26 protein-coding genes are annotated in these 24,167 nt (G+C 40.4%); 14 read left to right on the plus strand and 12 right to left on the minus strand.

The window, feature by feature from the left end; genetic code table 11:
• Positions 1 to 14: 14 nt before the first annotated feature.
• The 3 genes from D1013_RS08020 to D1013_RS08030 all read right to left on the minus strand — a co-directional run bounded on the left by D1013_RS08020 (position 15) and on the right by D1013_RS08030 (position 2,118).
• The gene (locus D1013_RS08020; RefSeq protein WP_109649957.1) at positions 15 to 341 is read right to left on the minus strand and encodes a helix-turn-helix domain-containing protein; all 327 of its coding nucleotides are present in this window, start codon (positions 339 to 341) and stop codon (positions 15 to 17) included.
• 443 nt (positions 342 to 784) lie between these two features.
• The gene (locus tag D1013_RS08025; protein ID WP_121848337.1) at positions 785 to 1,600 is read right to left on the minus strand and encodes a tetratricopeptide repeat protein; all 816 of its coding nucleotides are present in this window, start codon (positions 1,598 to 1,600) and stop codon (positions 785 to 787) included.
• Positions 1,597 to 2,118 carry a hypothetical protein gene (locus D1013_RS08030; RefSeq protein WP_162987843.1) on the minus strand — a complete coding sequence of 174 codons (522 nt, stop codon included), beginning with the start codon at positions 2,116 to 2,118 and terminating at the stop codon, positions 1,597 to 1,599. Before D1013_RS08030 ends, D1013_RS08025 begins: the two co-directional genes overlap by 4 nt.
• Before the next feature lie 628 nt (positions 2,119 to 2,746).
• Here D1013_RS08030 and D1013_RS08035 point away from each other — a divergent pair.
• From D1013_RS08035 to D1013_RS08095, 12 genes are all read left to right on the plus strand, one after another.
• A complete protein-coding gene (locus D1013_RS08035; protein WP_121848339.1) occupies positions 2,747 to 3,232 on the plus strand; it encodes a PRTRC system protein E in 486 nt (161 codons plus the stop codon).
• Positions 3,233 to 3,244: 12 nt separating this feature from the next.
• A complete protein-coding gene (locus D1013_RS08040; RefSeq protein WP_121848340.1) occupies positions 3,245 to 3,460 on the plus strand; it encodes a PRTRC system protein C in 216 nt (71 codons plus the stop codon).
• A 2-nt stretch (positions 3,461 to 3,462) separates the two neighbouring features.
• Positions 3,463 to 4,506 (plus strand): hypothetical protein, encoded by a 1,044-nt coding sequence (locus D1013_RS08045; RefSeq protein ID WP_121848341.1) that lies wholly within the window; start codon positions 3,463 to 3,465, stop codon positions 4,504 to 4,506.
• On the plus strand, positions 4,506 to 5,216 hold the full coding sequence (locus D1013_RS08050; RefSeq protein ID WP_121848342.1) for a hypothetical protein: 711 nt from the start codon (positions 4,506 to 4,508) through the stop codon (positions 5,214 to 5,216). Before D1013_RS08045 ends, D1013_RS08050 begins: the two co-directional genes overlap by 1 nt.
• On the plus strand, positions 5,200 to 6,006 hold the full coding sequence (locus D1013_RS08055; protein ID WP_121848343.1) for a PRTRC system ThiF family protein: 807 nt from the start codon (positions 5,200 to 5,202) through the stop codon (positions 6,004 to 6,006). Before D1013_RS08050 ends, D1013_RS08055 begins: the two co-directional genes overlap by 17 nt.
• A gap of 632 nt (positions 6,007 to 6,638) precedes the next feature.
• Positions 6,639 to 7,241, plus strand: coding sequence for a DUF6088 family protein (locus tag D1013_RS08065; protein ID WP_121848345.1), 603 nt, complete (start codon positions 6,639 to 6,641; stop codon positions 7,239 to 7,241).
• Positions 7,234 to 8,271 (plus strand): nucleotidyl transferase AbiEii/AbiGii toxin family protein, encoded by a 1,038-nt coding sequence (locus tag D1013_RS08070; RefSeq protein WP_121848346.1) that lies wholly within the window; start codon positions 7,234 to 7,236, stop codon positions 8,269 to 8,271. Before D1013_RS08065 ends, D1013_RS08070 begins: the two co-directional genes overlap by 8 nt.
• A 29-nt stretch (positions 8,272 to 8,300) precedes the next feature.
• The gene (locus tag D1013_RS08075; protein WP_121848347.1) at positions 8,301 to 9,089 is read left to right on the plus strand and encodes a hypothetical protein; all 789 of its coding nucleotides are present in this window, start codon (positions 8,301 to 8,303) and stop codon (positions 9,087 to 9,089) included.
• Positions 9,086 to 9,571, plus strand: coding sequence for a hypothetical protein (locus D1013_RS08080; protein WP_121848348.1), 486 nt, complete (start codon positions 9,086 to 9,088; stop codon positions 9,569 to 9,571). The genes D1013_RS08075 and D1013_RS08080 overlap by 4 nt, the downstream gene beginning before the upstream one ends.
• Positions 9,572 to 9,741: 170 nt before the next feature.
• Positions 9,742 to 10,089: a plasmid mobilization protein gene (locus tag D1013_RS08085; protein ID WP_121848349.1), complete on the plus strand. Its 348-nt coding sequence runs from the start codon at positions 9,742 to 9,744 to the stop codon at positions 10,087 to 10,089.
• Positions 10,079 to 11,128, plus strand: coding sequence for a relaxase/mobilization nuclease domain-containing protein (locus D1013_RS08090; RefSeq protein ID WP_121848350.1), 1,050 nt, complete (start codon positions 10,079 to 10,081; stop codon positions 11,126 to 11,128). Before D1013_RS08085 ends, D1013_RS08090 begins: the two co-directional genes overlap by 11 nt.
• Before the next feature lie 26 nt (positions 11,129 to 11,154).
• Positions 11,155 to 11,406 carry a hypothetical protein gene (locus D1013_RS08095; protein ID WP_121848351.1) on the plus strand — a complete coding sequence of 84 codons (252 nt, stop codon included), beginning with the start codon at positions 11,155 to 11,157 and terminating at the stop codon, positions 11,404 to 11,406.
• Between the two features lie 19 nt (positions 11,407 to 11,425).
• Here the strand turns inward: D1013_RS08095 and D1013_RS08100 are convergent, their stop codons facing one another.
• From D1013_RS08100 to gcvT, 6 genes are all read right to left on the minus strand, one after another.
• The gene (locus tag D1013_RS08100; RefSeq protein WP_121848352.1) at positions 11,426 to 12,616 is read right to left on the minus strand and encodes a site-specific integrase; all 1,191 of its coding nucleotides are present in this window, start codon (positions 12,614 to 12,616) and stop codon (positions 11,426 to 11,428) included.
• 116 nt (positions 12,617 to 12,732) lie between these two features.
• Positions 12,733 to 13,443 carry a YebC/PmpR family DNA-binding transcriptional regulator gene (locus D1013_RS08105; protein WP_121848353.1) on the minus strand — a complete coding sequence of 237 codons (711 nt, stop codon included), beginning with the start codon at positions 13,441 to 13,443 and terminating at the stop codon, positions 12,733 to 12,735.
• 105 nt (positions 13,444 to 13,548) lie between these two features.
• Positions 13,549 to 13,836 (minus strand): 4a-hydroxytetrahydrobiopterin dehydratase, encoded by a 288-nt coding sequence (locus tag D1013_RS08110; protein ID WP_121848354.1) that lies wholly within the window; start codon positions 13,834 to 13,836, stop codon positions 13,549 to 13,551.
• A 93-nt stretch (positions 13,837 to 13,929) separates the two neighbouring features.
• The gene (locus D1013_RS08115) at positions 13,930 to 14,751 is read right to left on the minus strand and encodes a sugar nucleotide-binding protein (protein WP_121848355.1); all 822 of its coding nucleotides are present in this window, start codon (positions 14,749 to 14,751) and stop codon (positions 13,930 to 13,932) included.
• 2 nt (positions 14,752 to 14,753) lie between these two features.
• A complete protein-coding gene (locus D1013_RS08120) occupies positions 14,754 to 15,668 on the minus strand; it encodes a glutaminase (RefSeq protein WP_121848356.1) in 915 nt (304 codons plus the stop codon).
• Positions 15,668 to 16,753, minus strand: a complete 1,086-nt coding sequence (gene gcvT, locus D1013_RS08125) for a glycine cleavage system aminomethyltransferase GcvT (protein ID WP_121848357.1) — start codon at positions 16,751 to 16,753, stop codon at positions 15,668 to 15,670. Before gcvT ends, D1013_RS08120 begins: the two co-directional genes overlap by 1 nt.
• Before the next feature lie 130 nt (positions 16,754 to 16,883).
• On the opposite strand from gcvT, the gene D1013_RS08130 reads away from it, so the two are divergent.
• Positions 16,884 to 18,500 (plus strand): aminopeptidase P N-terminal domain-containing protein, encoded by a 1,617-nt coding sequence (locus tag D1013_RS08130; protein ID WP_121850660.1) that lies wholly within the window; start codon positions 16,884 to 16,886, stop codon positions 18,498 to 18,500.
• 120 nt (positions 18,501 to 18,620) lie between these two features.
• Positions 18,621 to 19,088 (plus strand): hypothetical protein, encoded by a 468-nt coding sequence (locus D1013_RS08135; RefSeq protein WP_121848358.1) that lies wholly within the window; start codon positions 18,621 to 18,623, stop codon positions 19,086 to 19,088.
• A 379-nt stretch (positions 19,089 to 19,467) separates the two neighbouring features.
• On the opposite strand, the gene thrC is transcribed toward D1013_RS08135, so the two are convergent.
• From thrC to thrA, 3 genes are read right to left on the minus strand one after another with little or no spacing between them, the layout of a single operon-like run.
• Positions 19,468 to 20,763, minus strand: a complete 1,296-nt coding sequence (gene thrC, locus D1013_RS08140) for a threonine synthase (RefSeq protein ID WP_121848359.1) — start codon at positions 20,761 to 20,763, stop codon at positions 19,468 to 19,470.
• Positions 20,764 to 21,693, minus strand: a complete 930-nt coding sequence (locus D1013_RS08145; RefSeq protein ID WP_121848360.1) for a homoserine kinase — start codon at positions 21,691 to 21,693, stop codon at positions 20,764 to 20,766.
• A gap of 3 nt (positions 21,694 to 21,696) precedes the next feature.
• Entirely contained in the window at positions 21,697 to 24,141 is a 2,445-nt protein-coding gene (gene thrA / locus D1013_RS08150; RefSeq protein WP_121848361.1) for a bifunctional aspartate kinase/homoserine dehydrogenase I, read from the minus strand.
• Positions 24,142 to 24,167: the final 26 nt, after the last annotated feature.

The following is a 24,167-nucleotide window of genomic DNA, read 5'->3' on the forward strand; positions in this document are numbered from 1 at the left end:
TGGTTTACTATTAGTTAAAACTTTAAACTTTTTTGTTTTAAGTTAGCTTGACGTAAATAATTAACTTTTTTTTCTGCTACTTGAAGAACATCAAGTGAGCAACTACTTTCGTAAATTTTTTTTGCAATTACTTGACTAAGAAATTCAATCCTTAATTCATCTAAGTTTAAATTAAATACAGAGGCTAAAAGGTTTAATCGTTTTTCATCAAAATCCCTTTTTCCATTCTCTATTTTACTCAAATTTGCTGAATCTAATTCGAGTTTTGCACCTAACTGAGTTAACGTAAATCCCTTATCGGTTCTTAGTTGTCTGATGTATTCTCCAAAATGTTTCTTCATTTGACTTTAATATTTTGACTTGTCAGTTGATGACAAAATTAGTGAAGTATATTGATTAGTTAAAAAACCTTTCTTGATTGTTTGAAAATACTATAAGTAAGGAAAGAAGCAGTTCTTTTGTTTTTTTAGCGTTGGATTGTGTGTGTCGGCAAAAAAATGAATGTGCTGCCTATGCCTTAAGTCATTGAATCCGGAAGCACGATTTACGCAATATGTAGAAAGGTCTCGGCTATGCGTAGTGCGAAAGCAAGGAATCTTTTCGTTTCCGTCTACTCACGAAGCTAAAGCTTATTATTTTACTTTTTCTTTTTTGTTCCAAAGGTAAATCCATAAGATTTAGTGACATTTTAAATATACACAGACCTTTTATTTTGCCCTAAAGTCCGCATCACGTTTAGCATCTTTGTTGTATGCAGTTTTATTTACGCGTTACTTTTTGTCCATCATATTAGTTTCTTCAAGTCAATAATGTCTTGTTCGTAAATTTGGTCGGTAAATTGATAGTAACGACTAAACATTTTGCGATTACTTTTATATAGTTCTAATGCTTTGTCTATATTTAGCGTTGCCTCCGTTTTATTTTTTAGAGCTAAGTATGTTTTCCCTAAATAATAGTAAGCTTCAGCTAATTCATTTTCCTTAATTTGATTTTCAAAAGATTTAATTGCCCTTTCTAGTTGATTGTTTTCAAGATAAAGAATGCCTAAATGCAGATTGTCATAAAGTCCAACATAGTAATCTTTGTCGGCCATAGCAGTTTCAATTATTTCGATAGCTTTTTTCTTTTGGCCGGTAAGTTTATAGCTAAGTGCTAAAACTATTCGCAAATCGTAATCGCCATTTTGCCCAACACCAATAAACGGTATTCCCTTTAATTCCATAAGCCTGTTTAAATCTTTGATTGTTTCTTCATAGTTATGTAAGAATGCGTACTGAGCCCAAGCTCTATCGGAAAGGTGCTGTTCGGGATTTAATTCCACAGCTTTGTCCATTAGTTCCTTCCATTGAATAAACTTCCCTCTTTTTAAAAACGCAACCGATTTTTCGAAATACGCATTGGATAAAGTTGGACACAAATCAATTGCCTCGCTCAAATGTTTTTGAGATGCATACGAACCTTGTTGATGCTGACTCTCTTGGTTATAATGTTGGCACGCCTTGTAACATTCCGAATCATCTTTAAAAAGTTCACAGTTTAATTGACTGCTTGCGATTGTTTGAAATAGAATGAGAATAAAGAATAAAATGTACCTTTTCATGGTAAAATATCTGTTATAACACCGTCCTCAAATTTGAAAGTCAAATATTGTTGAACATCCCATGCTTTCTCCCATCTCTCAAGTGATTTCCACCCATCTAGACCTTTGGTAATATTCAAAATTTCATTAGAAATATTGTTGTCAAATTTTTTAACCTTAAGGTTAAGGTCCATTTCGATAACTCGAAATCTACCAGTTTTACCTTCACAGTTAATTATAAAACGGATTGTTATGAAACCAGTTTGTCCTTTAGTTTGGGGGTAATTGAATTTTTCTTTAATAGTTTCTACCAATTTCTTTTTTTCGCCCTCGTAAATTAGTCCAAACCCTCCATAATTGAATGGAATTGTTAAATCTTCGTGACATACTTTAAAATTTTTATCATCCAATTGTCCATCAAACGGAATTTCTCCTAAATCGTTGAAATATGGTTCTTGTTTTTTATCTTCAGAACAAGATAATGTTATCAAATAAAGGATGACAAACAAAACTCTACTATACATAAAGACTTTTATCATAAATATGATGGTTGTTCAAATTCTGACTAACGGTTAAATTTAGTATAATTTTCCTACCTTAAAATTTAACTTTTTGGCTTAAAAAATTAATAGAGCTTCTTTATCTAGAGAATTGCACACAACGTATGCATAATGAATATATGTTCATTATATACCAAATATAGGGGATAAAACACATTTGGTTTTAAACGACTTATTATGATGATTCAATTTAATTTTCAAGTAATAGGAAGTGGAAAGATAAATGTCACAAAAAAGGGGATTTTACGGGACTGTTTAAACGTAATGCTATTGCTTCTGTCAAGGTGTCCCAACCCTGGTCTTTTTTAGTATTCTCGTTAATTGACCTTTTATAGGACATTTTAATAGATAAATACATTATCACTTCCTCGATCTCCAGAAAGCTATCGCCAATTATTTCCATAAAAATTTAAGAGGCGCTCAAAGCTCATCCAGATAAGTACAACTACACCGCCCAACTCCAATAGGCAGACACCGGTTCCAACGCCCCTTCGGGGCGTATTTTGTGGTGAGGGGAAGAAGAAGTCGATTGTGGTTTAAATCCTTAATATTCAATGATTTAAAGATTCTTGAGGGTATCTTGTAACAACAATTAAAAGCAATACCTATGGAAACATTCTTTAAATCTTTGGGCAAGACGGGCATTGGACAATTCTCCATATCGGTCTCCTTTCACGGTACGGACTGTGCGGTCTCGCTACTCCCAAAGGCATCGGAGGGCGACAACGCCCTAAAAACGATACGGCCCTTTACGCTCAAGGGCAGCATCGAGGAAATCGATACCGTCTTTTTGGAACGGTTGGGGAAACCCATGCAGGAAACAAAAGTACTGTTCGACAATGCCAACGGCTATCTCAGCAACCTGAAAAAGGCCGAGGAAAAGACCAAAATGGCGAACGACCGTAAGGAGAAAAAGAAGAAAGCCCTGTCCGACCTAAGGGAACTGGTCAAGGGCAAGAAATTCAACCCGATGGTCGAACACGAGAAGGCCGTGGATCTGGCCAACAAGGTACTGGAACTCGATGAAAACGACGCTTTGGCTAAAAAGACCATCGAGGATATGAAAGCCTACCGACAACCCACCTTTTTTTAAACCACAAGCACTATGGAAGTATTAGGATTGGAACGAAAATTTATGCTAAAGAACGTCTCGGGCGAATCCCTGTTGGACGACATCGACCCAAATTGGACACCTGACCAAATCAAAGACCACTATGCCTCGGTGTATCCCGAATTGACCAACGCCAAGATCGTGGACAACGGCATTGTCGACGGTCGGCATGAAATTATGTTCAAGACCATAGCGGGAACCAAAGGATAGCGATGAATGAAAAAGAAGCACATACCATCAAAAGGGGAACTGTCGCACTTCCACAAGGCCTTGTTCGGCATTCTCGATTCGCGGAAGAGGCCGTCATCGGGAACAAGAAGACCCAAGCACATCCAACAAGGGGATCGTTTTTTTCTGACCTGACCATCCCCATCTTGCCCCGATTCGAGGTATTCGACGGTGGCGACGGAAATCGATGGGACACGCTAAGCATCCTGACGAAAAATGCATTGGATACGCTTACGGGCAAAGAAATCGCATTGATGCACGATTGCCCTGAAATGCGGTTCTTCGGACAATTGCAACGATTGCACAGGGAAATTCCCGATGCACTGTTAAAGGAGGTATGCACACAAGAGGGAAATGATGGCATCCTTGTCATGAAGCCTGTTTTTGAGGCGCTCCATATTTGGGCGATTCCAATGGCCCCGATATTTTCGCTGCGAATCCGCAGTCCAAAATTGTTCGCTGCCCTGCTGTCTTTTGTACATTCATTGCCCTTTGACAATATATTCAAACGGATGGGCTACCTCTTGGAATGTTTGCTCGAATGGTCGTTCGAAGTTTCGGAATCCGAATCCGACCCCGGTACCGATTGTTGTGCCGAGGGGCCATGTGTCCTGTGCTTTATCGAGGCCCATGCCTCCGGTTATTCTAAATACGAGGATTTCGATTGGTTGGCCTGTATGCGAAGCTACCGACCAAAGAACACCTTGTTCAAAATGATGCGGGATTTGCTGTTGGAAGCCCCTAATATTGATTTCAATGCCTTTGCCAACCTATGTTTCTTGGAAGACGATATGGATATGGAGGTGGACGACCTGATCGTCTTTTTGGATAGGGAGGATTCCCAATTGGAAAATGGCTATATCAACTTTGTAAACGAGATTGCACAGTACGGCTACTCCCATACCATTTACGACACATCACTCACAGTTGGGAACGAGACCAAGTCCTTTGTTATGCGGAAGGAAGGGCAGGTAAATGCCGTTTTCAATTTTATGGACCGTTTGAACGAACTCTTAAAAAAACTCTGATGGAAGAAAACACCCTACACGACCCGAAATTTCATTTTGAACCCAAAATAGCCATCATAGGTTATGAGGCCATAAATGGCTACTACGGACGCGACGAATGTTACTTCTCAAGGCATACCGTTCGAAACGGGAAATTGGGGGCAGGGTCTCCGCTTACTATGGATATGGTCAGGGACATGCTCAAATTGGTCGATGTGGACAGATGCGAGTTTTCCTTTAAGGGTCAATTGCCGAAACCGTTGCTCTATTTCAGGGACAAGGGGACGTTACAATTGGTCTGGTCTTGTGACCGACCCGTGGAAAGGCTTCTTTTTAAGGAGCAATTGGACATACCCACGGGAACATATCCCATACCCAAATTGGTATTTTCCCTTTCGGGGGAATCGCTTTCCGTTTTTGCCATAACACGAAAAAAGCCGATCCATGACGGCACGGAGCTCTACCATGCCCCTTTTATGAACGTCTATGCCTCTGGAAAGGTGTGCATGGGCGATGCGACATTGCACTATCGCCATTTGGACTTTTATGAGGATATCATAGCCTTTGTGGAAAAGCAATTTTTCCTGTCGGTTTTTACCCATACGAACCACGACCATCTGCTGAACGGAAACTACACTGAGTTGATGCTCCAGATGCACGAGACGATGCATTTCGAGGAAGCCCTTTTACTCCCGAACCACCAACTTTTACAGCATGTCTATGAAAACTGATTACCACTACGCCCCGAATTATTTTTTCGCTCCCACCCATCCCATAACCATTGCGTTGGTCGGGGCAGGGGGCAATGGTTCCCTCGTGTTGGCACGTTTGGCAAGGCTCGACCATGCCTTGGTGCAGTTAGGGCATCCAGGCATCTATGTGACCGTTTTCGACGGGGATATGGTACAGCCTTCGAACGTGGGCCGACAGTTGTACGCCCCACAGGATGTTGGGGGCAACAAGGCCATTTGTGCCGTAACCAAGGTCAACCATACCTTCGGACTGCAATGGGATGCCGTTCCCGAACGGATAGGTGCGGACGATAAAAGATTGCACGCCAATTTGATCATTAGCTGTGTGGACGGTGCCGATTTTAGGTTGGAACTGGCAAAGGTGTTGGAACATCCCCGTTCAAGTTCCTATCCCTATGAGAACCAACATTATTGGTTGGATTTGGGCAACGGGAAATACTTTGGTCAGTATGTCCTCGGAAATCTGCAACACAATGATCGGCCTTCGAATGGGGAGGTGCAAAAACAAAAGTTAGATCATATCGTTGATTTGTTCCCCGACCTATCAAAAATGGAGGATGAGGTGGAACAGGGTAAAGGGTGTAGCTATGCGGACAAGTTGCAGGAACAATCGCTGTTCATCAATGATGCCCTGTCGTCGATGGCCGTCCATTGCCTCTACGAACTTTTAGTGAACAAAAAAATCAAATATCACGGGGCATTCGTAAACCTTGAAACGGGCAGGACGAATCCGCTCCCTATAAAATCCAATATACATGCTATCGCTTGAAATTCTTTACGAAAAACTTCCCTTTTTGGGATTCATCATTTTTATGTGGATTATTTTACAGGGAATGCTCAGGCTCAAACGTTTTTTGAGAATACCGTTTCTACTTTTTCTTTTCATCATGGTCGGTATCCCGTTTATAAAAGATTTGGTATGGCTCTTCGGTGCAATGGAACTATCGGTCTGGGGATATTATATCGCTAAAAGATGGCCGAGGCCATATTCTTGATCTTACCATTGGAATGATCGTTCTCATTGGTTCGTCTTTTTCTCTCCCTCCCCATGGTTTCTGCGGGAATTGAAAACCCTCCACCTTCAAGCCTGACCGAGCGAGCACGCTGCGCTGGCTCGCATTCGGTCGTCTTTCCGGCTACTGATTTTCAACCCCCTCGAAACGGGATGCAAACGTATGGAAGCCCCTATCGGGGTCCCATACCTTTGCGGAACGTGTTTTGTAGTTCCATAGTGTACGAGAACTTTGTTCGGTGTGTGTACCGTTGGTTCCCGTATTTAAGATATTTTACCGTTTTTTACGCAAACAAATTTGAAGGCAACTATTGTAGGAATAGATTAATAGCCAAAGGTATTCTGTAACAAAAATTTACTAAATTTGTTACAGATAAGATGAATGTGTTATGCAGAGTGTTGAGTCCAAAATAAAAAAATCCATTTCCAAAAAGGAGCAGGGAGAATTAGTGTTCCCCGATGATTTTCGGGGATTGGGTTCACCTGAAGCCATACGGTTGGCCCTCCATAGGATTGAAAAAGAAGGGTATATAAAAAGAGTGGCCCAAGGAATCTATGTCCGTCCCAAGATAAGTAAATATGTGGGAGAGGTATTGCCAACGGCAGAGGAGATTGCTAGGGCCATAGCCAAAAGGGACAAGATCAGGTTGGTACCTACCGGGGTATATGCTTTAAGTGCGTTGGGGCTTAGCACACAGGTACCCATGAAACTTGTCTTCCTTACCGATGGAGCTCCCCGGGAATTAAAATTGGGGAAGCGAAGCATAAAACTAAAGAAGACCACCCCCAAGAATTTATCGGCCAAGGGCGAGATAAGCAGACTGGTCATACAGGCCCTTCGCGAGATAGGAAAGGAACAATTAACGGACGAGGAAGAAGCAAAGATTATTGCCCTATTGAAAAAAGAAGACCAAAAAGACCTGCTTCACGATATAGCATTGGCTCCGGCATGGATCCGTAAAATTATGGAAAAGAGCTTGGAAAATGGATAAAAGGACATTTTACGATATACCCAAAGAAGATAGGCTTGCCATCTTTAAAAATGTAGAAAACAAAACGGGGATACCTGATTTTGCGGTTGAAAAAGACTGGTGGGTCGTCCAGGCATTAAAGGTAATCTTTGAAATGGAGATAGCGGAACATTTGGTCTTTAAAGGAGGGACCTCGCTAAGCAAGGCTTGGAAACTGATAGATCGGTTTAGTGAAGATATCGACCTTGCCGTTGACCGCGGATTTTTTGGATATTCAGGGGAGCTATCAAAAAAACAGCTGACCAAGCTGAGGAAAGAAACCAGCTCCTATATTTCAGGGAAATTTTATCCAGTGTTGCAGCAGCGATTTAAGAACGGCGGATTTAAGGATGTGGGTTTCAATATCATTCCGGCCGAATCAAGTGACCAAGACCCCCGTATCATAGAAATCTATTATCCATTTCTGACCAAATCCCCCGGATACATCCAACCAAGGGTGCAGGTTGAGATTGGCTGTCGCTCCTTAAGGGAACCTTTTCGATTAAAACCGATAAACTCCTTTGTTGATGAAGAATATCCCGATGCCGAATTTGTCGAGCCTCCAGTGAATGTTCCATCCGTAACCCCTGAAAGGACTTTTTTGGAAAAGCTTTTCCTATTGCATGAGGAATTCCAACGTCCCAAGGAAAAGATAAGGGTAGATAGGCTAAGCCGTCATTTGTACGATATTTTTCAATTATCGAAAACAGAATTTGCGGCCAATGCCATTAATGACCAAGGATTATATGAAACCATAGTAAGCCATAGGTATGTATTCACAAAACTTGGCGGGGTCGATTATAATCTGCATCAACCACAAGATATACGGCCCATCCCATCCCCTAAGTATAGGGAGGATTGGAAGGCAGATTATAAAACAATGCAAGAGCAAATGATTTATGGGGATTCGCCGGCCTATGAAGATTTGGTCAAAGGAATCCAAGGATTTTTAGAAAAGATGAACGCTTTGAATTGGAGAATGGGAGTGGAATTTCCCTTGCCTAAAAGTTGAGAACAATCTATATTGATTAAATTTATACCATGTCGGAAACCCTATATAAAGTACTGGATTTCAGTCGGCCGATAGACCGACAGTCTTTCGTTGAGGTCATCAGTGAACCGGATGGTCTTTCCCCTTCCCACAAAAAGACCACGCTTTCGGACGAGCAACTGAAAACCCTCATCACGGCCATCTTTACGTATGGGCTTCATTATGACGAGGTATCCGAAGGGCAACGGGAACTGCTGTTAAAGGCAATTCTGGAAGGCAAACAACCGCTGTTCGACCTATCCCAAACCTTTGTAAGACATCTGATGAACAATCTGGATAGTCCTGCGATGTTACAGTTGGAAGCACTCCAAAATATTGAATGTGATTTGAAACGGCCATTGTCCAATGAACCGCTAGCGGATTTTGTAGAAATGGAACTATTGGACCAAGCTACGTCATACCGAAAATGGGAATATGGCCGATTCTCCATAGCTTATTTAACAGCGCGTTTTTCGACGCAGGCCCAATGGAAAAAAGTGGAGAAAACCGTGAAAGAAAAGAAACCACGCCCCGAAGCTTATCTCAAAAATTTTGATAAGGAACTGGAAAATGCACGCTATAGTCTCGATGCCCACGAACAAGTACTGCTACATCTTGTCGTAAAGGCCAAGCTCTGGCCTGGGAAGACTACAATGGCCGATTATTTGTTGGCGGGTTCTATAGTGCAACAACACCTGCTCGGCCTCTCCCTTCGGTCCGAAAAACTTGCCAAGGTCTTGGTAAATGCTATAGAGCGAACTCCAAACATAAACAAACGCAGGGGCGGACCTAAATTATGATTCCGTCGGAAAAACTGCTCAGCTATCTGGAAGATTTGGCCAAGAAGGAACATCCCGAGGTCAACGGCAAGGAATATTCCCAATCACAGGTCCTATTGGCCGAGCGTTTGGTACGCGATGTGCAAAATGCCATCGGAATCGCTTCGCAGAAACCGAAACTTTCCCGCAGACGGGCCTTTATCGTAATCTTGGAGGAACTCTACTACAATGTCCCTAAATACCCCAAAGAACTTACCCTTAATCGCATCCACAGAAGGGCTTCCCAACGATTCGAGTATATGAACAGGGACGTAAAATCCTTTACCACGCCCATGGAGGTGCATCCCAAAGATCCCTGTACTTTTTACGAGGACAACGCCCATGGCAAAGCACGCTATAGATCCGCACTACAACATCTCGTGTTGGAATCCCATAGGTACTTTCAGGTTCCTGAAGCCGAGGCCTCCCTTAAAATCCTTTTCGAGGACGTTAAACTCTGCTGAATCCATTTACCGTACAACACTCCGTGTACGGCAAAGCCCTTATTGACTTGAGATATGTTTTAGGTTTGGCCTAAGTTAATCGGAGGTCACGTAGCAAGTTGTGTTTTTGCTAACAAAAACCCTGCGCACCTTGTTTGCAGTTTGCCTTGTGATGCGTTAAATCATTTGAAATGGGAAGGCCAAAAAAAGAACTTGGGTCATTAAAAACAATACAGGTCAATGTCAGGATGACTGCTGCTGATCATTCCAAAGTTTCCGTTAATGCAGAAACCATCGGGCTGTCCGTTGCCGAATATATCCGAAGAAAATGTACGGGAAAATCCTTGCCGAATAAAAAGATAACCCCATTGGACAGGAAACTCTTTGTCGAGTTGAGCCGGGTGGGAAACAACCTGAACCAACTTGCCAGGGTCTCAAACTCAGGTATCCGTGACCCGTTCAATATCATAAAACAATTGGAGGAGGTAAAAATGCTGTTGCAACAGCTCAAATCAAATATTGCGAACAATGATAGGTAAGATAACCATAGGAAAGGATTTTTACGGTGTTCTTGCCTACAATGAAAAAAAGGTAAGCGAAGGTGTAGGGTATGTGATCGATTCAAATATCGGACAATCCACAGCGGTGAATATGACACAGGAATTCAATTTGATCAGGCAATTGCGGCCAAGATTGGGCAATGCGGTCCTCCATGTTTCCTTGAACCTGCCCTACTCAGATCAATTAAACGATAAGGAGTTTGCTTCATTCGGATGTGACTATCTAATGAAGATGGGTTTCGATAACAACCAGTTCATTATGTACCGTCATACGGACACGGAACACGAACACATCCATATAGTGGCCAATAGGGTCAGGTATTCGGGCAGGATAACAAATGATAGCAACATTAAGAGAAGAAGTCGGGAAGTGCTCAATAATCTGGAAAGGAAATATGGATTGACCCAAATTTCAACAAAAATTGGTGGAAAAAAATCACTTGACCAAAAGGAAATAGAGAAAACCCTGAGAACAGGCGATGTACCTATCAAGCTTGTCCTACAGGAGAGAATCGGTCCGGCTATCTCAAAAGCAATGGACACAACAGAATTTATCAAGTTGCTACAAGAGCAAAATATCTCGCCAAAATTTAACGTGAGCAAAACTACGGGCAGGGTTTCGGGGATATCTTTCAAATATCAAGATGTGGTATATAAAGGCAGTACCCTAGGTAAAAAATTCTCATGGAACAGTATTGTAAAACAAATCGATTATGAGCAAACAAGAGACCGTTCAGTTATATTATCGGCTAATGGAAAAGAACGAGGAACTGATCAAGCTGACGAAGGAAACGATGAAGGAACAGTCAAGGTTGAACCAAGAAATAATGGGACTGCAAAAGGCACTCGAAATTCTGCTCAACAATCAAAAAGTCATGTGGGAGAAATTAAGGAAAATGGAATAGTCGAGCCTTTAATGGATGAATCGGAATGGAATCCTTTTAAGCTGGAACTTACTGACCATGGTGCCAGAAAAAAGTCTAAAAGAAAGAAGAAAAGAAAGGGATTGAACAAATAAATCGATTCAGAGTGTCGTAAAATTCAATGGGCAATCAAGTAAACATACAACCCCTTAATCTGACCGGTAAGGCGTTTTGCGAAAAGCTTGGTGTATCGTACAATGGCCAGATCATGCAGGCTTTACGGGATCTAGGATTAGTCAGTTTTTTCAAAGTTGGCAAAAAATACCTGTATGCTTATGAAGACATTTATTCGATCAATCAAAAACTCAGAAAAGGGGAAATATCGATAAGAGTGGACAAAGGGTATTACATCACTATAAATGAAGTAGTTTAAATATTGAACCAAAAGCACTTTAACCGAACAATCTATTCATTTCCTCTGCTTCTTCCTTATGGTAAAAATCTTTTAAATAATGCTGTGTGGTGGACAATTTGGTATGCCCCAATAGTTTGGAGATCAATAACAGCCCAGTATCCTTCTTTACCGCAAAGTCGGCGAAGGAATGTTTTGCCATATGCATATTCACCCATTTTCCTATTTCTGCTTTTTCACAAGCATTACGCAATGAACGGTTTATAGCATTATTGGCAATATATAATTTGTGTTCTATTTCATCTGCATTTTTATTGTCCATTCCATAAAGGGGAGGAAAGATAAAAGTATTGTTTCTGCCTTTATAATTTTCTAGTATGGCCGCAGCCTTAGGAGTCAAAGGCAAAGTTCTTTTTGCACCTGCTCTAGTTCTGGATTTGCCCATAGTATATACGATTTCATTTCCTGCAATATTTTCCCATTTAAGCTTACATATATCAGAAAATCTCATGCCAGCGGTATAGAAGGAAAATAGGAACATGTCCCTGGCTTTGATCATCCCTTTGAATCTTACAGGGATTTCCAATTCTGAAAGTTTGGTGATTTCTTCAAAAGTCAATGAGTCTTTTTCAACATTCTCAGTTACTATTGTATAGCCTCTTATAGGATTTTCCTTTATAACACCCATTTTCATTGCTTTATTTAGAACTGCATACATTGACTTGAAATTCGAGGCGACTGTATTAATTTTATTCCCTTTTTCAAGCATCCATTTTTCATAATCCTTGGCGAATTGTACAGAAAGATCGGAGAATGAAACGTAGCTCGAGAATTTTTTTAGTTTTTGGATGTACTTCTGTTGTGTGTTGGCAGTGCGGATTTTACCTTTTAACCTAGCTTCATCGACTATTTGTTGGTAGAAGTCCAGAAAAGAACTAGTATCATACTTCTTATTATTCTTATAAAGAAGAAGCAAGCGTTTGGCCGAGATCCCTTTGTTATTGTAATAGATTTGTTGAACAGAGATCAATAAGGATTGGAGATTGGCGTTCAGTTTTTCTTCAAGTGGATGCCTTTTTATTTTTTTCTTTTTGTCGTCCCACTGGTTTTTTAGTACAGATATTCCAGAGTCAATATACTGGACATCCTTTTTAGAAGTCTCAATTTTAAGTCTGATTAATTGGGTTCCGTTCTTTTTTAAATAAGTAGAAAGATAATAGTTAAAATTCATTAGTTCGGTATTAGTTCGGAATATGCATAAATATAATGAAATATAAACGATTATAAACAATAAAAGCCTCTATTGATATAGAGGCTTTTACGTGTATTTAAGGGGTGTGAGCGTATTTATTCCTGCATAGTGTGGTACACGTTCTGCACATCATCATCTTCTTCAATTTTTTCCAAAAGTTTTTCTACATCTGCCGTCTGTTCTTCATCTAGTTCTTTGGTCACCTGAGGAATTCTCTCAAAACCCGAAGATAGAATTTCTATTTCCCGCGATTCCAGTTCTTTTTGAATGTCGCCAAAGCTTTCAAAGGGGGCATAAATTAAAATCCCATCCTCATCAACAAAAACTTCTTCGGCACCAAAATCGATCATTTCTAATTCTAATTCCTCTGGGTCTAGGCCTTCTGCATTGATTCGGAAGTTGCAAGTATGGTCAAACATAAATTCAACAGAACCGGAAGTTCCCAAACTGCCATTACACTTGTTAAAATAACTTCTTATGTTGGCAACTGTTCTGGTATTGTTGTCGGTTGCAGTTTCTATTAAAATGGCGATTCCGTGGGGGGCATATCCTTCAAACAGCACTTCTTTATAGTCACCCAGGTTTTTGTCACTGGCCCTTTTTATAGCCCTTTCAATATTATCTTTGGGCATATTGACCGACTTGGCATTCTGAATGACCGCTCGTAAACGCGCATTGGCATCAGGATCGGGTCCTCCTTCTTTTACCGCCATAACGATATCTTTCCCGATTCTGGTAAATGCTTTGGACATGGCTGCCCAACGCTTCATTTTTCTGGCCTTTCTAAATTCAAAAGCTCTTCCCATAATATTCTGTGCTATTTATTCAGTGGACGCAAATTTAAAAAAATGTTTCACTACCCACGTAATTATCTAGAAACCTTCTGACTGTATCTATATAAGTACGACTTGTTATTCGCTCTCGATGATTTCTTCAATAGATTTGGCCAATTTAAAGTCTTTTTCAGTTACCCCGTCGGCATCATGGGTATTCAATCGTATACTTAGAGTATTATAGACATTCTGCCAATCCGGATGGTGGTTTTGCGCCTCACATTCAAAGGCTATTCGTGTCATTGTTGAAAAGGCCTCCTTAAAATTATGGAACTCGAAAGTAGTTTCTATAGCACCATTGTTATAATCCCACCCTTCTAAATCTTGAAGTTTTTCATTTATTTCTGAATCGGATAATTTTTTCATGATATTAATTTTTAAATGTTCAGGTATTGTTTGAAGCTACTAAAAAGAACGTTGATTAGGGGCTTAATAAAGAAAGAATTTAATGGTAAAGCTTTAGCCTACGATATGATGGTCGATTATATCTTGATAGGTCACTTCTAGATTCTTGGGCAGCTTATTGTCTTTGGGCAGAACGGCCAAATAGCGTTCTTCATTAGAGGTGAAGACCCGTTTGTAGATAGGATTGAATTTACCGATTCGATCAACAACCTCTTTGATAAAATCTTCATGATGTACCAAATCTTTACTACCTAAATGAAAAATACCTGTTTTATTTCTATTGATGAGGTAATGTATCTGTTGCGTTAACTTGTCATCATTGGTAACGTTCAAAACAAGATTTGGAAAAACTTCAATAGGCTCATTGTCCCAAATCAATTTTTTAATTTCTTTGATACGTGGTGACCCGTTACCAAAAACCATGGGCAGCCTTAAGATGCCCATTTTTTTCTGGGGAATTCTGAGAAGCATGTTTTCAATCTTGATTTTTAACTTTCCGTAAATGCTTTCAGATAAGGTCTTGTCGTTTTCGTAAGAGGGATATTTTCTGTAAGCGTCAAATACGTTGGCAGACGAGAGAAAGTAAAGCGTACATTCGTTTTGGTTCAAGTATTCGACTATATGCTGATGCGCCTGAATTTGAGAAGCGAAGTTTCCGCGAAGGGCAGATATAATTACGTGTGGTTTGATTTTTTCCAAAATGGTGAAAACGTCATCTTCTTCTAGATTATATCTTAAAAACTGCTGGTTGTTTTCGAATGACCGCCTAGCGGAATTGTAGGTGCCGTAGGTATCATAATAATTGCAAAGCTCTTTATAAATAGCATTGCCCAAAAAACCGCTTCCTCCCAGGATTAAAATTCTCTTACTTTCCAAAATTAAAAAATAGATAATCCGGTTTCGGTAGTCAACATTTCCAAAGCTTCCATACCTAACTTTGAATTCCCTTTTTTATTCAGGCCCGGTGACCAAGTAGCTACCGTAAATTTGTTCGGTAATAACGCTACGATACCTCCACCGACTCCACTTTTTCCCGGTAATCCTACCTCGAAGGCAAATTCTCCCGCCTCATCATAAAAACCACAAGTTAGCATCAAGGCGTTGATTCTCTTTACTTGATTAACGCTTAAAAACTTTTGGTCTTGTATGCAATGGCCTCTATTACTGAACAAAAAGAAGGTTTCTGCCAATTGCGCGCAATTCATTTCCAATGAGCACTGATGAAAATAGAAGTCAAGCACTTCATCAACGTTATTTTTGAGATTGCTATAAGATTTCAAAAGGTTGGCAGCGGCGAAATTTCGAAATCCGGTATTTTTTTCACTTTTGGCAACCGCTAGATTGTAGTCTATACTGGGATCATTGGCAATCCTCCTTATAAAATCGAGAAATTCGACTTTGGCATTTTTTAATTCAGATACCAGAACATCGGCAACCACAATGGCACCTGCGTTGATTAATGGGTTACGAGGTATACCATTTTCTTGTTCTAAGAGGGATAGATGATTAAAAGGGTCTCCGGAAGGTTCAACATCGACCCTACTCCATAGTTTTTCGCCCACTAGGCTTAGCGCCCTGGTTAATGACAATACTTTCGATATACTTTGTATGGAAAATTTCTCTTGCGAATGGCCCTCTGAATATTCATTTTTTGCAGAATCGACCAAATGAATGCCAAACTTATTAATGTCAATATCGCCCAACTCAGGTATATAGGTGGCTACTTTTCCCCGCTCTTGACGGTTGCCAATCTCTGAATAGACTTTATGTAATATACCTTGAAAATCGATCATTAAACTTTATAGAACGGAAGTTTTACAATGGTGGCCGGCACCGCTTTCTTTCTAATTTGAATATTGATTTTGGTACCCACTTGAGACCTGTCGGCCGGTACATAACCCATGCCAATACCTTTGTTCAAGCTGGGTGACATGGTGCCAGATGTGACGGTGCCAATGGCTTGGCCATCATTATCTACAATATCATAACCTTGCCTTGGTATACCTCGATCATCTAATTCAAAGGCAACCAATTTATTTTTTACACCATTTTCTTTCTCTTTGAGCAAATTTTCACTGTTGACAAACTCTTTGGTAAACTTGGTAATCCATCCCAGACCGGCTTCAAGCGGTGATGTGTCTTCATTTATGTCATTTCCGTAAAGGCAATAGCCCATTTCCAGTCGTAGGGTATCTCTGGCCGCTAGGCCTATCGGTTTGATTCCGAAATCGGCACCAGCTTCAAAAACCTTATCCCAGATTTGTTGTACCTCGCTGTTCTTACAATAGATTTCAAATCCGCCGGAACCAGTATATCCAGTAGCTGAAATAATCACATACTCGATACCTGCAAAGTCGGCAACTTCAAAATTGTAAAATTTAATTTTAGAGAGGTCTACCGAGGTTAACGATTGCATGGCCTCGACCGCTTTCGGTCCTTGAATGGCCAAAAGGGAAAATCCGTCGGAGATGTTTCGCATTTCCGCACCTACCTCGGTATTATATTTAGAAATATGGTTCCAGTCCTTTTCGATATTGGCCGCGTTTACCACCAAAAGATAGGTTTCGTCTTTTACTCGGTAAACAATCAAATCATCAACGATACCTCCTTTTTCATTTGGCAAGTAACTATACTGTGCCTTTCCTACGGTTAATTTTGAAGCATCATTAGAGCTTACTTTTTGAATAAGTTCCAATGCTTTCGGTCCCTCGATTAAAAACTCCCCCATATGCGAAACGTCAAAAACGCCTACCCCGTTTCTTACGGTTTCATGCTCGATGTTCACGCCATCGTAAGAAACCGGCATTTGATACCCGGCATACGGAACCATTTTAGCTCCCAAATCAATGTGTGTTGAGGTAAGGGCTGTATTTTTCATTGTAACTTTGCATATTAGAGTTGTGCAAATCTATTGAATAAATTAGGTTTTGAATAAGCTCAATTTGTTATGTTTAGCATAATATTTGAAAAAGTTAAGAATACACGTACATCTGAAAATTATAACCGTTATGAACTATAAAAAGATAATACTCTTAGTGCTCGTCGCCTTATCAATGCAATTGGCAAAGGCCCAAGATAGGCCGACCGATTTTTTGCCCGCTGATTTTCACGAGGGAAGAAGGCAAGCGGTAAGAGAAATGATGCCCCCAAATAGCGTGGCCGTTTTTTTTGCCAACCCTGTCAGAAATAGGGCCAACGATGTTGATTATGTCTATCATCAAGATCCCGATTTTTATTATTTGACGGGGTATCATGAACCTAATGCCGTTTTAATGATTTTCTCTGAGATGCAAAATGGGCAAGAGGGCACTTATAATGAAATTCTGTACGTGCAAGAAAGAGACCCCAGGGCCGAACAATGGAATGGAAAACGATTAGGAGTTGAAGGTGCAAAAGAACTTTTAGGTTTTAGTAAAGTATATAATGGTAGTGAGTTCGCAACTTCGAATATCGATTTAAAGAGTTTCGACAATGTACTTTTCTTTGATTTTGATAATGATGTGCGAGACTCTAGAGACGAAGCCGACTTATTCGATTTAATTACCAGTTTCAAGGCAAAGACCAACTACCCTTCTGATTATGATGCAGGAAAGCAACAGTTGTATCAGATGATCAAATCGACCGAAGTTGAAAACAGTGCTAATGTTGCCCAGATTCTAGGTAGGTATTTAAATCGAGATGAAAGCCTAAAAGAAGATGAGCTTTTGAACGGGTTTGTCAATGCTTCCAATGATGAAACTAGAACCGATATCAAAGAAAAAGTGTCATTAAAACTATCGGCTCATAATCTGAACTCGGCGCTATTGGGTGAAATTATGGCAACGCTTAGGGAAACCAAATCTGAAGAGGAAATGGTACTCTTAAAAAAAGCCATTGAAATTTCAGCGGTCGGCCAAGTAGAAGTGATGAAGGCCATGCACCCAAATATGTCGGAAACTGAAATTCAAGGGGTTCATGAATATGTCTATAAAAAATATGGTGCGGAGTATGAAGGGTATCCTTCTATAGTTGGAGGAGGAAATAATGGATGCATTTTACATTACATTGAAAACAATAAACCAAAAGTCGGCAATGATTTGGTATTGATGGATTTGGGGGCGGAATATCACGGGTATACAGCTGATGTAACCCGCACCATACCCGCCAACGGAAAGTTTACCAAAGAGCAGAAGCAGATTTATGACATCGTTTATAACGCTCAAGAAGCCGGTATTATGGCCAGTGTCGTTGGCGCTCCTTTTCAGGCTCCGGGTCAGGCGGCCAGTAAAGTGGTTACCGAGGGTTTGTTGAAGTTGGGAATTATTCAAAAGGAAGAAGAAGCCCGTATTTATTTCCCTCATGGTACTTCGCACTATTTGGGGCTTGATGTTCATGATAAAGGCACCTATAGGGCTTTTAAGCCGAATACAGTGATAACGGTTGAGCCGGGAATTTATATACCTGAAGGTAGCGATTGTGACAAAAAATGGTGGGGCATTGCCGTGCGAATTGAAGATGATATTTTGATTACGGAGGAAGGGCCGTATAATCTATCGGCTATGGCACCCCGAACTACAGAGGCCATCGAGACCATAATGGCACAACCAAGCCCTTTAGATAAATTTAATTTGCCCGAGTTGGATTAATCTTAACTTGATACCAGGGATAAAAGAAGATTTATTGAGTTTAAATTGTATTATAAACAAAAGGACTAAGATGATTCCGTGAAAATTGACTCATGGCAGAACTAATATTTATAGGGAACTATGATAAGTACGGAAATTAAATCAAGCGCAAACCTCATTTTATTTTTAGTGCTGGCTGTGACGTTGACCACTTCAGGTTGGGGACAGGAAGCAATGGATTTGAAAGAGAAGTTAATCCAAGAATATTTAGGGGAGTGGGTCAATACCGACCCTAATTCTAAAAATGTTACTCGACTGGTTATTGAAAATTCAGGTAAACTAACGGTTCGAGCATTTGGTAAATGTGCTCCAAAAGATTGTGAATTGGGTGAAGTAGTACTCTTTCTAATAAGCGACAGCGTTGACAATGAAGCGAATCTACTACCCTTTAATCACGCAATGGCCATTTGGCATTTAGATTATGCGGAGCATGTGATGAAGCTCAAGGTTCGGAATTCTCAGCTTCTTATTGAAAATACCGGTATTTTCAAGGATAACTCAGGTAGGAATAATTATAGTTTTTCGGCAATTTTTAAAAAAGTAAATTAAAGATTTATAGAGTTCTTCTGGGTTTTGAAGTTGAAATTCTAAGGTAACATTGGTATTCCGCTATTTTTATTAATCATCTCTAAATTCTTTTCGTTTCGATTTTTTGAAAAGCTTGTATAAAGAATAGACCAAAATTATCGCTAAAATCAATAATGTTATTTGCCAAATAGCAATCATACTAGTCTAATTTAATGACTACATTCTAAGTTATTTAGAAGAAGCTTAATAAGCATTAAGTTCAGATTAACTCTTCTTTATCAGAAAGTTTTCTTTTAACTAATAGGTTTTCAGTTGATATCGTATTTACCTATCAGGTAAAACGTACTGATTTAAGTTGCTTTAATAGAAAATAAAAAAGACCCCGCAAGGGGTCTCTTTTTTATTGATTTAAAAGAAAGCCTTTTAACTCGTCGTAAGACTTTATTTTGATAGACTTTTTCTCCTTGTCCATTACCTTTTCGATTTGCTCGGGAATGGGCACTTTTTTATCTATGGTTTTCTCTACAACATCTAAAAACTTAACGGGATGGGCAGTTTCAAGGAAAATGCCATAAGTATCCTCATGATTTTCCTGGTATTTTTTCAAGCCTAAATAGCCCACAGCCCCATGTGGGTCGGCAACGTAACCGCTTTTATCATAAATGGCTGACATCGCCGAACGGGTCTCGTCATCTGTAAAAGAACTGGAGGACAGATTGTCGGAGAGCTTTTCAAAATTATCATCAAAAAGGTGCCTTATGCGAATAAAATTGCTCGGATCTCCTACATCCATTGCATTAGAAATAGTAGCTTTAGAAGGTTTGGGCGTATACTCTTTGGTAACCATGAATTGTGGCACCGTATCGTTTACATTGGTAGCGGCAATAAAATGGTCGACCGGCATACCTAATTTTTGAGCGACCAGACCGGCGCAGATGTTTCCGAAATTACCAGAGGGTGTAGAAAAGACAATCGGTTTTCCCTGCTTTTTAGCTTGTTTATATGCAAAAAGAAAATAGAACATTTGGGGCAACCATCGAGCCACGTTTATCGAATTGGCCGAGGTCAATTTCATTTCACTTAAAATGGAATCATCTAAAAAAGCGGTTTTGACCATTTTTTGGCAATCGTCAAAAGTACCGTCAACCTCTAAGGCTGTAATGTTTTGACCTAACGTGGTCAATTGACGCTCTTGAATATCGCTGACTTTTCCGCTAGGGTATAAAATGACCACTTTAACTCCATCTACCCCTAAAAAACCGTTCGCAACCGCACCACCGGTATCACCGGAAGTAGCGACCAAAACCGTTACCTCATTCTTCTCGCCTTTCGAAAAGTACCCAAGACATTGGGCCATAAAGCGTGCGCCTACGTCTTTGAAAGCCATTGTCGGGCCATGAAATAGCTCAAGTGTGGCTACGTTCTCTTCAATCTCTACCACCGGAAAATCAAAATCTAGGGTGTTCTTTAAGATTTCGCGAAGCTCATCGTTCGGTATTTCCTCGCTCACGAACTGATGAATGGCGTTGAAGGCAATTTCCTCTTTTGAAAGCTCTTCAATCTGTTCGAAAAAAGAGTCGGGCAAAGGCGTGAAGCTTTCAGGAAAATAGAGTCCCTTATCGGGAGCTATCCCTCGAATCACCGCTTCTTTGAAAGATACCGCTGGTGCTTTTTTATTTAAGCTATAGAATTTCATTTACTGTAAAATCTTTATTCCTTGAGAATTTATTTTAGACACATGAACATCGTAGTCGATGCCGATTTTCTGATAGACCTGTTTCATGGCTTCCCCCACTTTTTGGGCAGTAGCCTCTCCTTTGCTAAAAGCAAAAATGCTTGGCCCTGAGCCTGAGATACCAGAACCTAGCGCCCCAGCTTCTTTTGATACCGATTTAATCTTATCAAAGCCCGGAATTAATATAGAGCGGATGGGCTCAACAATATGATCGACCAGAGAGCGGCCTATCAAATCGTAGTCTTCCGTATAAAGCCCTGCAACTAAACCTCCTAGATTGCCCCATTGTTTGATCCCGTCTGCCAGGTTGATATGCGTTTTTAATATTTTACGTGAGTCGGAAGTTCGCACCTCTATCTGAGGATGAATGACCGTGGCATAAAGTTCGCTGGGGCTATGAATGGGTATAACATCAAGTGGTTCATAGCTACGAACCAATGTAAAACCACCAAAGAGGGCAGGGGCTACATTATCGGCATGAGCTACGCCACTTGCCAATCGCTCACCTTCCATAGCGAACTTGACCAGTTCAAGTGTCGAAAAAGGCCTTCCGAGCAGGTCATTAATAGCCCACACTGCACCAGTAGAGCTAGCTGCACTACTACCAATGCCACTGCCGGCCTTAATTTTCTTGTATATTTCTATTTCAAAACCTTCATTGGAACCACTCTCGGCCAAAAGGGCCAAACCGGCCACACCAGCGACATTTTGATTGGTTTCCATAGGAAGATCTTGACCGACAAGCTTGGTAATCTTAATTCCTTTCTCCGGAACCTTTCTAACGACCATTTCATCTCCGACCGAATCAAGGGCTGCCCCCAATACATCAAAACCACAGGAAACATTGGCAATGGTAGCAGGACAAAAAATTCGTAATTCGTTTTCTTTCATGATCTAGAAATTTCCTATTCTAATGATATCGGCAAAGATACCGGAAGCGGTTACATCGGCACCGGCACCGGCACCCTTAATAATCATAGGTTGATTCGGGTATCTTTCTGTGTAAAAAAGAACGATGTTGTCACTTCCTTCGAGATTATAAAAATCATGGCCTTTTGGTATTTCTTGAAGTCCTACACTTGCTTGTCCGTTTTCATATTGAGCCACATATTTTAACTTACTACTGGCTGCAGAAGCCTTGGCAAACATTTCCTGAAAACTACTTTCGTATTTCTTCAATGAGGCAAAGAAATCATCATTATTGTCGGTATTGAGGCTTTCTTCCGGTAAAAAGCTATTGTTTTTGATATCGTCGATTTCAAGGCGATTGCCACTTTCACGTGCCAAAATCAATATTTTTCTCATAACGTCGATACCGCTCAAATCAATTTTCGGGTCAGGTTCTGTATAGCCTTCTTCTTGAGCCTGTTTAACAATGTCGTGAAAAGTAGTCTGGTCGTTAAAATTATTGAATACAAAATTCAGGCTACCAGAAAGAACGGCCTGTATTTTCAATACTTTATCACCTGATGCTATCAAATGTTTTAAAGTGTCAATAATAGGTAGGCCAGCACCAACATTGGTCTCAAAAAGGAACGGCGCATTATATTCTCGGGCAAGATCCTTCAGATTTTGGTAATTGTCAAATTCTGATGAACAGGCGATTTTATTGCAGGTAACCACCGAAATGCTATTACCTAAATAAGAACTATAAGTAGAAGCAACTTCACTGCTCGCGGTATTATCGACGAAAATACTATTGCGGAAGTTTAGTTTTTGAACGTGCTCGTAAAACTTTGATTTATTGGCCTTTTCACCGCTATTCAATTTGTTTTGCCAATCGGAAAGGGAAATTCCGTTCTCATCAAAGTGCATGGTTCTTGAATTGGATATTCCGATAACTCGAATATTCAATTTCAATTTTTCTTTGAGATAAGAGCGCTGCTGTCGAATCTGTTCCAAGAATTTCGAACCAACGTTACCCACACCCATGACAAAAAGGTTCAGCTGTTTTACATTCTCTTCAAAAAACTCTTCGTGCAAGGCGTTCAAGGCCTTTTTTACATCTCCTTCATTGATTACGGCCGAAATGTTACGTTCGGAGGCACCTTGTGCAATAGCGCGAATATTAACATTGTTTCGCCCGAGGGTACTAAACATTTTACCGCTCAAACCTTGGTGTTTTTTCATATTGTCTCCAACCAAGGCGATAATGGCCAATTCGGTTTCGGCAATGGCAGGTTTTATTTTTCCCCTTTCGATTTCAACTTCAAAAGCTTCATTGACAATTTCTACGGCCTTTTCAATATCATTCGCTGAAATACCAACACAGATAGAGTGCTCAGAAGAGGCTTGCGTAATAAAAACGACGCTAATGTCATGTTGTGACAAAACCTCGAAAAAACGCTTTGAAATACCCGGAATACCAACCATACCCGGGCCTTCAAGAGAAAGCAAGGCCATATTTCCCACATGGGTAATACCTCTAACGGTTTTGCCTTTCTCGTTCTTGTTTTTAGTAATTAGGGTTCCGGCATTGTTAGGCTCAAAAGTATTCTTGATGTGAATGGATATTCCTTTGCTTAAAACTGGTTGTATAGTGGGCGGGTATAAAACCTTGGCCCCAAAATGGGAAAGCTCCATAGCTTCCTCGTATGAGATATGAGGTATGGCCTTCGCTTGTTTTACTAATTTTGGGTTGGCAGTATACATTCCGCTAACATCAGTGTAAATCTCTAACACAGCTGCATCTAAGGCTGCAGCAACGATAGCGGCAGTATAATCTGAACCACCTCGCCCCAATGTGGTCGAGTTGCCCTTTTCGGAAGAAGCGATAAAACCGCCCATTACGGAAACAGTGCTTTTGGCCTCTGCAAAATGTTCTTGACAATTTTGATTCGTCAATTTAAAATTGACCGAAGCTTTTTCGTTATGGTCGTCTGTTTTTATAAGGGTTCTACTGTCTACATATGCACAGTCTAGCCCTGATTCTACAAAATATTCACTAATGATATATGACGATAATAGTTCGCCATAGCTTACTATTTTGTCCGATAGGCGAGGAGTGATTTCGCCGATTAGAAAAGCTCCTTCCAGCAAAGTTTCCAATGAATTGAGCTCGCTTTTTACCTTACTTAATACTTTACTTTGAGAATTAATGTTAATAAGTTCTTTGACCGTGCTGAGATGTCTGTCTTCAATTTCCTTGAAAACAGATTGGTATCCTTCACTTTGTGAGGACGCTAAATGAGCGGCATCGAGCAGTAAATCGGTTATTCCCCCGAGTGCTGAAACGACCACGACTATTTTGTTAGAACCTGAATGAGCTACAATTTCTTTGACCAGGTTGATATTGGTAGCGTTGGCAACCGAAGTGCCACCGAATTTTAAGACTTTCATCTAAATAAATATTAAAAGAGACTTGA

Origin of the sequence: Euzebyella marina, from assembly GCF_003687485.1 — a bacterium.
Lineage (GTDB): Bacteria > Bacteroidota > Bacteroidia > Flavobacteriales > Flavobacteriaceae > Euzebyella > Euzebyella marina.